This window comes from Streptomyces tardus (assembly GCF_018101125.2).
GTDB lineage: Bacteria > Actinomycetota > Actinomycetes > Streptomycetales > Streptomycetaceae > Streptomyces > Streptomyces tardus.
Map to the genome: position 1 here is coordinate 4,804,205 of NZ_JAELVF020000001.1, position 11,997 is coordinate 4,816,201.

The 11,997-nt window shown below is 70.8% G+C and carries 11 protein-coding genes; 8 read left to right on the plus strand and 3 right to left on the minus strand.

Translation table 11 applies throughout. The features are described from left to right. Nucleotides 1–77 precede the first annotated feature (77 nt). Together JGS22_RS20615 and JGS22_RS20620 are read right to left on the minus strand one after the other, a co-directional pair. Complete coding sequence (locus tag JGS22_RS20615) at nt 78–1,307, minus strand: DUF349 domain-containing protein (RefSeq protein ID WP_211040194.1); 1,230 nt, start codon at nt 1,305–1,307, stop codon at nt 78–80. A 201-nt stretch (nt 1,308–1,508) separates the two neighbouring features. Next, nucleotides 1,509–2,354 carry a peptidylprolyl isomerase gene (locus JGS22_RS20620; protein WP_211040195.1) on the minus strand — a complete coding sequence of 282 codons (846 nt, stop codon included), beginning with the start codon at nt 2,352–2,354 and terminating at the stop codon, nt 1,509–1,511. A 157-nt stretch (nt 2,355–2,511) separates the two neighbouring features. Here JGS22_RS20620 and JGS22_RS20625 point away from each other — a divergent pair, with 157 nt between their 5' ends. The 4 genes from JGS22_RS20625 to JGS22_RS20640 all read left to right on the plus strand — a co-directional run bounded on the left by JGS22_RS20625 (nt 2,512) and on the right by JGS22_RS20640 (nt 6,690). Then, entirely contained in the window at nt 2,512–3,222 is a 711-nt protein-coding gene (locus JGS22_RS20625; RefSeq protein ID WP_211040196.1) for an MBL fold metallo-hydrolase, read from the plus strand. Between the two features lie 11 nt (nt 3,223–3,233). Further along, entirely contained in the window at nt 3,234–4,493 is a 1,260-nt protein-coding gene (gene hisS, locus JGS22_RS20630; protein WP_211040197.1) for a histidine--tRNA ligase, read from the plus strand. Between the two features lie 61 nt (nt 4,494–4,554). Continuing rightward, a complete protein-coding gene (locus tag JGS22_RS20635) occupies nt 4,555–5,205 on the plus strand; it encodes a vitamin K epoxide reductase family protein (RefSeq protein WP_211040198.1) in 651 nt (216 codons plus the stop codon). A gap of 117 nt (nt 5,206–5,322) precedes the next feature. Continuing rightward, nucleotides 5,323–6,690 (plus strand): replication-associated recombination protein A, encoded by a 1,368-nt coding sequence (locus JGS22_RS20640; protein ID WP_216815051.1) that lies wholly within the window; start codon nt 5,323–5,325, stop codon nt 6,688–6,690. Between the two features lie 49 nt (nt 6,691–6,739). Here JGS22_RS20640 and JGS22_RS20645 read toward each other — a convergent pair whose 3' ends face one another. Further along, the gene (locus tag JGS22_RS20645) at nt 6,740–7,501 is read right to left on the minus strand and encodes a DUF2470 domain-containing protein (RefSeq protein WP_211041811.1); all 762 of its coding nucleotides are present in this window, start codon (nt 7,499–7,501) and stop codon (nt 6,740–6,742) included. A gap of 145 nt (nt 7,502–7,646) precedes the next feature. Between JGS22_RS20645 and rpsD the strand changes: the two genes are divergently transcribed. The 4 genes from rpsD to alaS all read left to right on the plus strand — a co-directional run bounded on the left by rpsD (nt 7,647) and on the right by alaS (nt 11,989). Continuing rightward, the gene (gene rpsD / locus JGS22_RS20650) at nt 7,647–8,258 is read left to right on the plus strand and encodes a 30S ribosomal protein S4 (RefSeq protein ID WP_211041810.1); all 612 of its coding nucleotides are present in this window, start codon (nt 7,647–7,649) and stop codon (nt 8,256–8,258) included. A 265-nt stretch (nt 8,259–8,523) separates the two neighbouring features. After that, nucleotides 8,524–8,964 (plus strand): DUF948 domain-containing protein, encoded by a 441-nt coding sequence (locus tag JGS22_RS20655; RefSeq protein ID WP_211041809.1) that lies wholly within the window; start codon nt 8,524–8,526, stop codon nt 8,962–8,964. A 5-nt stretch (nt 8,965–8,969) separates the two neighbouring features. Then, nucleotides 8,970–9,323 carry a DUF6167 family protein gene (locus JGS22_RS20660; RefSeq protein ID WP_211041808.1) on the plus strand — a complete coding sequence of 118 codons (354 nt, stop codon included), beginning with the start codon at nt 8,970–8,972 and terminating at the stop codon, nt 9,321–9,323. Next, nucleotides 9,323–11,989, plus strand: a complete 2,667-nt coding sequence (alaS, locus tag JGS22_RS20665; RefSeq protein ID WP_211041807.1) for an alanine--tRNA ligase — start codon at nt 9,323–9,325, stop codon at nt 11,987–11,989. The genes JGS22_RS20660 and alaS overlap by 1 nt, the downstream gene beginning before the upstream one ends. The last annotated feature ends 8 nt before the right edge of the window (nt 11,990–11,997 follow it).

Here is an 11,997-nt window from a genome sequence, read left to right on the forward strand (position 1 = left end):
GCCCGACAGCGTGAGCGCGAAACGCGGGGGCCCCGATCCGCGATCGGGGCCCCACACACGCCCGGAGTACGGGGAGTTCAGCCGCCGAACTCCTCCAGGCCCTTCAGCGCCTGGTCCAGCAGTGCCTGGCGGCCCGCCAGCTCGCGCTCCAGCTTCTCCGCCTTGGCGGTGTTGCCGGCGGCGCGCGCCTTCTCGATCTGGCCGCGCAACTTGTCGACCGCGTCCTGGAGTTGACCGGTCAGACCCGCGGCGCGCGCCCGCGCCTCCGGGTTCGTGCGCCGCCACTCGGCTTCCTCGGCCTCGGTGATGGCGCGCTCGACGGTGTGCATCCGTCCCTCGACGCCGGCCTTGGCGTCCCGGGGCACGTGCCCGATGGCGTCCCAGCGCTCGTTGACCAGACGGAACGCGTTGCGGGCAGCCTTGAGGTCGGTGACCGGAAGCAGCTTCTCGGCCTCGGCCGCCAGCTCCTCCTTGCGGGTCAGGTTCTCCCGCTGCTCGGCGTCCCGCTCGGCGAACACCTCGCTCCGCGCCTGGAAGAAGACGTCCTGGGCGCCGCGGAAGCGCTGCCACAGGTCCTCTTCGTGCTCGCGCTGAGCCCGTCCGGCCGCCTTCCACTCCTGCATCAGCTCGCGGTACTTGGCCGAGGTCGGGCCCCAGTCGCGCGAGCCGGTGAGCGCCTCGGCGTCGGCGACCAGCTTCTCCTTGCGCTTCCTGACCTGCTCGCGCTCGCTGTCCAGCGCTGCGAAGTGCCCCTTGCGCCGCTTGGAGAAGGCCGACCTCGCGTGCGAGAAGCGCTGCCACAGCTCGTCGTCGCTCTTGCGGTCCAGCCGGGGCAGACCCTTCCAGATGTCGACCAGCGCCCGCAGCCGCTCACCGGCCACCCGCCACTGCTCGCTGACGGCCAACTGCTCCGCCTCCGCGACGAGTTCCTCCTTGCGCTGCTTGGCCTCCTCGGACTGCTTGGCCTTCGCGACCCTGCGCTCCGCCCGGCGCGACTCGATCGTCTCCGTCAGCTTGTCCAGGCGCTGACGCAGCGCCTGGAGGTCGCCGACGGCGTGATGGGCGTCCACCTGCTCGCGGACGTGCGAGACGGCCGTCTCCGCGTCCTTGGCGGACAGGTCGGTCGTCTTCACACGCCGTTCCAGGAGGTCGATCTCCACGACCAAACCCTCGTACTTGCGCGTGAAGTAGGCGAGGGCCTCGTCCGGAGAGCCGGCTTGCCACGACCCGACCACCTTCTCGCCGTCGGCCGTCCTCACGTATACGGTCCCCGTCTCGTCGACGCGGCCCCACGGGTCGCTGCTCACAGCGCCTCCTCCACATGACGCCGGCGGGCCCCAAGACCCCCGGCATCGTCCACAGTTGTCGTCCGGCAGAGCGGCGCGCCCGCCGAGACGGGCCGGCCGCACCCTGCGCAACGCCCAACATAGGCGAAGCGCGAAGGGCTGTCCGCACAGCGCGCGAGCCGACTGCCGGTGCCCGGCCCGGCTCGGCCGCCGTGCGGACGGTCAGTCCGCGCTGACCGTCGCCTTGTTGATCACCACGGTGGCGTTCGGCGAGGTCGCGCTGATCTCCTCGTTGTCGTAGGAACCAGCCTCTGCGATCTTCCGCAGTACGTCCATCCCCTTCCCGCCCTTGCCGATGGTGCCGAACGGCGTGTAGTCGGGCGGCAGCGGGCTGTCCTCGTACACCAGGAAGAACTGGCTTCCGCCGGTGTCGCGCCCCTCGTCCTGCTGGGCGTTGTAGGTGTTGGCCATCGCGACGGTGCCCGCCGGGTACACGTCGTCCTGCACTTCGGGGGCGTCGAGGTTCTCGTCCGGGATGGTGTAGCCGGGGCCGCCCTGGCCGGTGCCGGTCGGATCGCCGCACTGGAGCACATGGATGCCCTGGTCGACCAGCCGGTGGCAGCGGGTGTGGTCGAAGTACCCTTCGCCGGCGAGGAAGTTGAAGGAGTTGACCGTGCGGGGCGCTTTCTCGGCGTCCAGGGTCAGCTCGATGTCGCCGCAGGTCGTCGCCAGCTTCATCCGGTACGAGGCGTCCTCGTCGACCGTGGCCTTGGGCTCCTTGTCCCACTGCTTGCCGTTCGGCTCGCCGCCCGCGGGCTTCTCACAGGGGTCCTTCGCCTCGCGCTCCTCGCCGCCGTCCCCGGTGGCTGCCGGGTCCGCCGGGTCGGAGGTGCCGGTGAACGCGGAGACCCCGGCCCAGACGACCGAACCGGCCAGCACCATCGCCAGGACCGCCGCGACCGAGGCGTTGCGGACCTTCCGTCGGCGCTGGGCGGTCCGCTCCTTCTCCAGTCTCCGCTGCCGCTTCTCCCGCGCCAGCTGCTTCCGCCGTTGCTCACCGCTGACCACGAGATGACTCCTTCGAACTCCGAACGCCCCGCGGGGCGTCCACGCAAAATCGGGAACAGCCTGGACGGGCCGGGAGTGAACTGGTTCGCACCGGCACCGCCGCCGCCGGTAAGCTCGCGGTCACCGCGAATCTCTGCCGGACGACTGAAGGACGAACGTGCTCATTGCCGGGTTCCCAGCAGGCTCCTGGGGGACCAATTGTTATCTTCTCGCCCCGGCGGCCGGTGAGGAGTGCGTCATCGTCGATCCGGGCCACCAGGCAGCCGCGGGCGTCGAGGAGGCTGTCGCCAAGCACCGGCTGAAGCCGGTGGCGGTGATCCTCACCCACGGCCACATCGACCATGTCGCCTCCGTCGTGCCCGTCTGCGGAAGCCACGACACCCCGGCCTGGATCCACCCCGCCGACCGCTACATGATGAGCGAGCCCGAGAAGGCGCTGGGCCGCAGCTTCGGCGATCGGCTGCTCGGCGAACTCACCGTCGGAGAGCCGGACGAGGTCAACGAGTTGACCGACGGCGCCGTGCTGGAGCTGGCAGGGATGGAGCTGACCGTCACCCACGCACCCGGCCATACCAAGGGGTCGGTGACCTACGGTCTCCCCGAGCAGGCGGACATCCCGCCGATCATGTTCGCGGGCGACTTCCTGTTCGCCGGCTCCATCGGACGCACCGACCTGCCCGGCGGCGACCACGAGGAGATGCTGGCGTCCCTCTCCCGCGTCTGTCTCCCCCTGGACGACGAGACGGTCGTCCTGTCCGGGCACGGTCCCCAGACCACCATCGGCCGTGAGCGCGCCACCAACCCCTTCCTTCGGGAGTTGGCCGCCGGAGGCGAGGACCTGCCGTCCGCGCCTCGACGAGGAATGTGACGAGACCTTCCGTGAACACCTTCTCCGCCCCCAAGGGCACCTACGATCTGCTGCCGCCGCAGTCCGCCGATTTCCTCGCGGTGCGGGAGGCGATCTCCGCACCGCTGCGCCGGGCCGGTTACGGCTACGTCGAGACACCCGGTTTCGAGCAGGTGGAGCTGTTCGCCCGAGGCGTGGGCGAGTCCACCGACATCGTGACCAAGGAGATGTACACCCTCACCACCAGGGGCGGCGACGAGCTCGCGCTGCGGCCCGAGGGGACCGCCTCCGTGCTGCGCGCCGCGCTCCAGGGGAGCCTGCACCGCGGAGCCCTGCCGGTGAAGCTGTGGTACTCCGGCTCCTACTACCGCTACGAGCGCCCGCAGGCCGGGCGGTACCGGCACTTCTCACAGGTCGGAGCGGAGGCGCTGGGAGCCGAGGACCCGGCGCTGGACGCCGAGTTGATCGTTCTGGCCGCCGACGCGTACCGCACGCTCGGCCTGCGCGAGTTCACGCTGCTGCTGAACTCCCTGGGCGACCGCGAGTGCCGTCCGGTCTACCGTGCGGCCCTCCAGGACTTCCTGCGCAACCTCGACCTGGACGAGGAGACCCGAGCCCGGATCGAGATCAACCCGCTGCGGGTGCTGGACGACAAGCGCGAGAGCGTCCAACTCCAGTTGGCCGACGCGCCGTTGATCCGCGACCACCTCTGCGAGGGCTGCAAGAGCTACCACGAGCAGGTGCGCGAGCTGCTGACGGCGGCCGGTGTGGAGTACCGGGACGACCCGCGGCTGGTGCGCGGTCTGGACTACTACACCCGTACGACCTTCGAGTTCGTCCACGGCGGGCTGGGCTCGCAGTCCGCCATCGGCGGCGGCGGCCGGTACGACGGCCTGGCCGAGATGATCGGCGGTCCCGCCCTGCCCTCGGTCGGCTGGGCGCTGGGGGTCGACCGGACGGTGCTCGCGCTGCGTGCCGAGGGCGTGGAGCTGCCGGCCGGCGAGACCACCGAGGTGTACGCGGTGCCGCTCGGCGAGGAGGCCAGGCGGTCGCTGTTCTCGGTGGTCACCGAGCTGCGCCGCGCCGGCGTGGCGGCCGACTTCGCGTACGGCGGCAAGGGCATGAAGAACGCCATGAAGTCGGCGAACCGCTCCGGCGCCCGCTACGCGCTCGTTCTCGGTGAGCGCGACCTCGCCGAGAACGTCGTACAGCTCAAGGACCTGGAGAGCGGCGAGCAGACTGCCGTCGCCCTCGATTCCGCAGTCGGTCAGGTGCTGACGAAACTCCGTTGATGTCGTGGTCGTTGAGGCACAATGAGCGCCACACACGACCACCTGACGGGATGACGACGCCATGACCACCACGGCACCCTCCGAGAGCTCTGCGGGCAGCAGCCTGGACGACGGTTCGGGGGGTGCCGTTCCGGCGACCAGGCCCTTCGCCTGGCTCCTGATCATCACGGCCGCGGCAGGGCTCCTCTCCGCCTGGATGATCACGCTGGACAAGTTCCGGCTGATGCAGGCCGAGTTGGTGGGCGAGGTCCACACCCCCGGTTGCAGCCTCAACCCCATCGTCGCCTGCAAGGGCGTGATGGAGAGCGACCAGGCGGAGGCCTTCGGGTTCCCCAACCCGATGCTCGGCATGGTGACGTTCGCGGTCGTCGTCGCCATCGGGGTCGGTGTGCTGGCGGGTGCCCGGTATCGGCGATGGTTCTGGCTCGGCCTGCAGGCCGGCACCCTCTTCGGTGTCGTCTTCTGCACCTGGCTGATGTACCAGTCGCTGTACGAGATCGGCCTGCTCTGCCTGTGGTGCACGCTGACCTGGGTCGCGACCCTCTTCATGTTCTGGTTCACCCTCGCCCACAACCTCAGGCACCGGTTCATCCCGGCCCCGGAGAGCGTGCGCAGCATCGTGCTGGAGTTCCCGTGGATGCTGCCCGTACTGCACACCGGGATCATCGGCCTGCTGATCCTCACCAACTGGTGGGACTTCTGGACCAGCTGACCGGACCCGACCCCGACCCCAGCCCCCAGCCCCCGGTCGCGGTCGCGGTCCCGGTCGCGGACGGTGCGGGGCAAGGGGCGTCCCGCACTGTCAGTGGGGTGACTTAGGGTCGTGGACGTGGAGCCCGACCTGTTCACCGCCGCCGCCGAGGAGCGCCAGGAGCGCGACCCCTCCTCGAGCCCGCTCGCCGTCCGTATGCGCCCGCGAGTGCTGGACGAGGTGGTGGGTCAGCGGCATCTGCTGCGTCCCGGGTCACCGCTGCGCCGCCTGGTGGGGGAGGGCGGGGCGGGTCCGGCCGGCTCGTCGTCGGTGCTGCTCTGGGGGCCTCCGGGCACCGGGAAGACGACGCTTGCGCACGTCGTGAGCAAGGCGACCGACAAGCGCTTCGTCGAGCTGTCGGCGATCACCGCGGGCGTCAAGGAGGTCCGTGCGGTCATCGAGGGCGCCCGCCGCTCCTCGGGTGCGTACAGCAAGGACACCGTCCTCTTCCTCGACGAGATCCACCGTTTCAGCAAGGCCCAGCAGGACTCGCTGCTGCCCGCCGTGGAGAACCGCTGGGTCACGCTGATCGCGGCGACCACGGAGAACCCCTACTTCTCGATCATCTCCCCGCTGCTCTCGCGCTCGTTGCTGCTGACCCTGGAGCCGCTGACCGACGAGGACCTGCGGGCGCTGCTGCGCCGCGCAGTGTCCGAGGAGCGCGGGCTCGGCGCGGCCGTCGGCCTGCCGAAGGACACGGAGGACCACCTGCTGCGCATCGCCGGGGGCGACGCCCGCCGCGCGCTGACCGCGCTGGAGGCCGGGGCCGGATCGGCGCTGGCCAAGGGCGAGAGCGAGATCTCGCTGGCGACCCTCGAGGAGGCCGTCGACCGGGCGGCGGTCAAGTACGACCGGGACGGCGACCAGCACTACGACGTCACCAGCGCCCTGATCAAGTCGATCCGTGGCTCGGACGCGGACGCGGCGATGCACTATCTGGCCCGCATGGTCGAGGCGGGCGAGGATCCGCGCTTCATCGCCAGACGGCTGATGATCTCCGCCAGCGAGGACATCGGCCTGGCCGATCCCACCGCTCTCCAGACGGCTGTCTCCGCGGCCCAGGCGGTGGCCATGGTCGGCTTCCCGGAGGCACGCATCATCCTGGCGCAGGCCACCCTGGCGCTGGCGCTCGCACCGAAGTCCAACGCCGCGATCAAGGCGATCGACGCCGCGCTCACGGATGTGCGCGCGGGGCTGGCCGGCGCGGTCCCGTCCCATCTGCGGGACTCCCACTACAAGGGCGCCCAGAAGCTCGGTCACGGCGAGGGCTATCAGTACCCGCACGACGTACCGGGCGGGATCGCCGCCCAGCGGTACGCCCCGACCGAGGTGCACGGCCGCCGCTACTACGAGCCCACGCGGTACGGCGCCGAGGCGCGTTACGCCGAGGTCGCCGAGCGGGTCAGAGCCAGACTGCGGGGCGAGGGCGGCGAGAGCGCCGGCTGACTCCGCGCGGCTCCGTGGCGACCGGGGCGTCCGTTCCTCCCCGGCCCGGTCAGTGCGCGGCTTCGAAGAGCCGGTGCATCTCCCGCCGCAGCCCGCTCACGTCGCGCACCGGCTCGGGGAACTCGAAACGCACGTCGAAGCCGTCGTACGGCCCGCAGAAGCGCACCCGCATCCCGTAGCGGTCGAGTGCGAGCGGCACCGCTCGTCTGCGGTCGACCAGGCGCAGGGCGTCCTCACCGAGCAGGTGCTGGAGCCGCTCGACCTGGTCCGGGTGGGCCGTGGCCAGGTGCTGGAGCAGCTCGGCCTCGTGGCGGCAGAGCGGATCGGCCTCGGCGGCGAGGAAGTCCTCGGGCTCGATGTGCTTCTCGCCCCACAGGTCGTCCACGTACGCCTCGCCGACCTCCAGCCTGAGCACCGTCCAGCGTCGGCTGTGCGCCGAGGGGCCGGTGGGATCGTGTGCGGCGAGCAGTTTCGCGGCCTCGTCCAGGGCGGGACCGCGCACAGCGGTGAGCCAGCCGGCGACCCGGGCCCGACCGCGGATCCGGTGGGGTACGGAGACGGGTGCCACATCGGTGATCTCCATCACCGCGGTGGCCTCGTCGTCCTGGGCGTGTGCGACGGCCCTGGCTGCGGGGGAGTCCGCGGGGACCAGTAGGATGACGTCTCCATCGGTGTTCACGGCGCGCGATTCCGGTACTCCCGAGCCCAGTTCGTCGGGCTCGATTCCCGGAATGCTCAGTGCTGCGGATACCCTGGACTCAACGAGGGTGCGCACCCGCTCGGCGGCCGACGGCTGCCGGAGGTCTTCCATGGGACGCGGCTGCCCCTCCCCCTGCTTGAGGTGGGGGGACGCCTGGTCATCGTGAACGGTTCCGGGCAGGGGGTTCCCAGGACGAAACATGCGTTCTCCTCTACTAAGGTAAGCCTCACCTAACTTACACGGAGGACTGTTCAACGTGAACCAGTCGCGTCCCAAGGTCAAGAAGTCGCGTGCACTCGGCATCGCGCTGACCCCGAAGGCCGTCAAGTACTTCGAGCAGCGCCCGTACCCGCCGGGCGAGCACGGTCGTGGCCGCAAGCAGAACAGTGACTACAAGGTCCGTCTGCTGGAGAAGCAGCGTCTGCGCGCGCAGTACGACATCAGCGAGCGCCAGATGGTGCGTGCCTACGACCGCGCTCGGAAGGTCGATGGCAAGACGGGCGAGGCCCTGATCATCGAGCTTGAGCGCCGTCTGGACGCGCTCGTCCTGCGGTCCGGCCTGGCCCGCACGATCTACCAGGCCCGCCAGATGGTGGTCCACGGCCACATCGCGGTGAACACCCGCAAGGTCGACAAGCCGTCCTTCCGCGTCCGTCCGGACGACGTCGTGTCGGTGCGCGAGCGCAGCCGCGCCAAGCACCCGTTCCTGGTCGCCCGTGAGGGTGGCTACGCGGGCGAGGGCGAGACCCCGCGCTACCTGGAGGTCAACCTCCAGGCGCTGGCGTTCCGCATGGACCGGGACCCCAACCGCAAGGAGATCCCGGTCATCTGCGACGAGCAGCTCGTCGTCGAGTACTACGCCCGCTGATCATCCGGGACGGGTTCCGCCCGCCCCGTGATCGGTGACGCCCTCCGCCCGTCGGCTCCGGCCGCGGCGGAGGGCGTTCGCGTTCCCCGGGTCGGGCCCGGTCGGGGCCCGGGTCGGGTCCCAACTCCCCGGGCGCGGCCCGACTTCCGGGCCGCGGCTCATCCGGTCCGTCGCTGTCCCCGCCGCGCGATAGGGTCGTGCCCTGCCGCGCGTACCCGGCCCGGGGAGGCGGTCGAACCCATACCGACCAAGGAAGCGGTGCAGCGTGTCCGGTGGAGAGGTGGCCGGCATCCTCGTGGCTGTCTTCTGGGCGATCCTCGTGTCGTTCCTCGCCGTCGCACTGGTGAGGCTCGCGCAGACGCTCAGAGCGGCGACCAAGCTGGTGGCGGACGTCACCGAGAAGGCCGTTCCGCTGCTGGGAGAGGCGTCGCAGACGGTGCGCAGCGCCCAGACGCAGTTGGAGAAGGTGGACGCCATCGCCACCGACGTCCAAGAGGTCACCTCCAACGCCTCCGCGCTCTCCTCCACCGTCTCCACGACCTTCGGCGGCCCGCTGGTGAAGGTCGCCGCCTTCGGCTACGGCGTGCGCCGGGCCCTGGGCGCGCGCAGGACCGAGCCGCAGAAGCGGCGCCGAGTGACCGTAGTGCCGGGCGCCGCCGTGCCGTTCGCCAGAGGCGGTCGGCGGCGGCGCGGTGGAAAGGACTGACAGCGATGTTCCGCCGAGCTTTCTGGTTCAGCGCAGGCGCCGCCGCGGGCGTGTACGCCACCACCAAGGTCAACCGCAAGCTGCGCAGCCTCACCCCCGAGTCGCTTGCCGCGCGTGCCGCGGACAAGGCAGTCGAAACCGGCCACCGGGTCCGGGAGTTCGCCGTCGACGTGCGCCACCAGATGGCGCGCCGCGAGGAAGAGCTCAACGATGCGCTGGGACTCACCGCCGACCCGAACGAGCCGGTGACAATCCGTCAACTTCCGGGCGGCGGGAAGCGCGCCCAGCTCGGGTCGGCACCCGGCACCCACACGAACCGCACCAACGGACACCGCAGGACAGGGAAAGAGGACCTCTGATGGAGTCGGCTGAAATCCGTCGCCGCTGGCTGAGCTTCTTCGAGGAGCGCGGACACACGGCTGTGCCCTCCGCGTCGCTGATCGCCGACGACCCGACGCTGCTGCTGATCCCGGCCGGCATGGTGCCGTTCAAGCCCTACTTCCTCGGCGACGTGAAGCCGCCGTTCGCCCGGGCGACCAGCGTGCAGAAGTGCGTGCGCACACCGGACATCGAAGAGGTCGGCAGGACCACCCGGCACGGCACGTTCTTCCAGATGTGCGGCAACTTCTCCTTCGGCGACTACTTCAAGGAAGGAGCCATCACCCTGGCCTGGGAGCTGCTCACCTCCCCGGTGGCGCAGGGTGGTTACGGCCTCGACCCGGAGAAGCTCTGGATCACCGTCTACGAGAAGGACGACGAGGCCGAGCGCATCTGGCGCGAGGTGGTCGGCGTCCCCTCCGAGCGCATCCAGCGCCTGGGGATGGGCCCCAACTACTGGGACATGGGCGTGCCCGGCCCCTGCGGACCGTGCTCGGAGATCAACTACGACCGCGGTCCGGAGTTCGGCGAGGAGGGCGGCCCCGCCGTCAACGACGAGCGCTACGTGGAGATCTGGAACCTGGTCTTCATGCAGTACGAGCGCGGCGCCGGCTCCGGCAAGGACTACCCGATCCTCGGCGACCTGCCCGCCCAGAACATCGACACCGGGCTCGGCCTGGAGCGACTGGCGATGATCCTCCAGGGCGTTCGGAACATGTACGAGACCGACACCCTGCGCGTGGTCATCGACCGCGCCACCGAGCTCACGGGTGTCCGCTACGGCGCCACCGACGACGGCGACGTCTCGCTGCGAGTGGTCGCCGACCACCTGCGCACCTCGGTCATGCTCATCGGGGACGGCGTCACCCCGGGCAACGAGGGCCGCGGCTACGTGCTCCGCCGCATCATGCGCCGCGCCATCCGCAACATGCGCATCCTCGGCTCCCAGGAGCCGGTCGTGCGCACCCTGGTCGACACCGTGATCGACACGATGGGGGAGCAGTACCCCGAGCTGGCCACCGACCGGGAGCGGATCTCCACGGTGGCGCAGGCCGAGGAGGTCGCGTTCCTGAAGACGCTGCGGGCCGGCACCACCATCCTGGACACCGCCGTCACCGAGACCAAGGCGTCCGGCGGACGGGTGCTCGCCGGCGACCAGGCGTTCCTGCTGCACGACACCTGGGGCTTCCCGATCGACCTCACCCTGGAGATGGCTGCGGAGCAGGGGCTCAGCGTCGACGAGGAGGGCTTCCGTCGGCTGATGAAGGAGCAGCGCGAGCGGGCCAAGGCCGACGCGCGTTCCAAGAAGACCGGCCACGCCGACCTCTCCGCCTACCGAGAGGTCGCCGACACGGCCGGCGCCACCGACTTCACCGGCTACACCCACACCGAGGGCGAGGCCAGCATCGTCGGCCTGCTCGTCGGCGGGGCGTCCTCCCCGGCCGCGTACGAGGGCGACGAGGTCGAAGTCGTCCTGGACCGCACCCCGTTCTACGCCGAGGGCGGCGGCCAGCTCGCCGACACCGGGCGGATCAGGCTGGCGGGCGGGGCCGTCGTGGAGGTGCGGGACGTGCAGCGTCCGGTGCCCGGCGTCAGCGTGCACAAGGGCGTGGTCCAGGTCGGCGAGGTGACGGTCGGTGCGCAGGTGCACTGCGCCATCGACGTCGGCCGCCGCCGGGCGGTGGCCCGCGCGCACAGCGCCACCCACCTCACCCACCAGGCGCTGCGCGACGCGCTCGGCCCGACCGCCGCCCAGGCCGGCTCGGAGAACTCCCCGGGCCGCTTCCGGTTCGACTTCGGTTCGCCGACCGCCGTGCCCGGCTCCGTGCTGCTCGACGTCGAGCAGCGGATCAACGAGGTGCTCGGCGGCGATCTGGACGTCCAGGCCGAGGTCATGACGCTGGACGAGGCCAAGAAGCAGGGCGCCATCGCGGAGTTCGGGGAGAAGTACGGCGAGCAGGTCCGGGTCGTGACCATCGGCGACTTCTCCAAGGAGCTGTGCGCCGGCACCCATGTCTCGAACACCTCGCAGCTCGGTCTGGTCAAGCTGCTGGGCGAATCCTCCATCGGCTCCGGCGTGCGCCGGGTGGAGGCGCTGGTGGGCGCCGACGCCTACAAGTTCCTCGCCAAGGAGCACACCGTCGTCTCCCAGCTCACCGAGCTGGTCAAGGGTCGCAGCGACGAGCTTCCCGAGCGCGTATCGGGGATGATCACGCGGCTGCGCGAGGCGGAGAAGGAGATCGACCGGCTGCGTGCCGAGAAGGTGCTTCAGGCCGCCGGTTCGTTCGTGGAGCAGGCCAAGGACTTCAAGGGCGTCGCGCTGGCCTCCGGGCGGGTGCCCGACGGCACCAGCGCCGACGACCTGCGCAAGCTCGTACTGGACGTGCGCGGCCGTATCGCCGGCGACCGGGCCGCGGTGGTGGCGCTCTTCACTGTGGTCAAGGACCGCCCGCTGACGGTCGTCGCGACCAACGAGGCGGCTCGCGAGCGTGGGCTGAAGGCCGGCGACCTGGTGCGCATCGCGGCGAAGACCCTCGGCGGCGGAGGCGGCGGCAAGCCCGACGTCGCCCAGGGCGGCGGGCAGGACCCGGCCGCGGTCGACGAGGCGCTGGCCGCCGTCGAGCGTCAGGTGGCCGAGGTCGCGTGAGCCCGCTC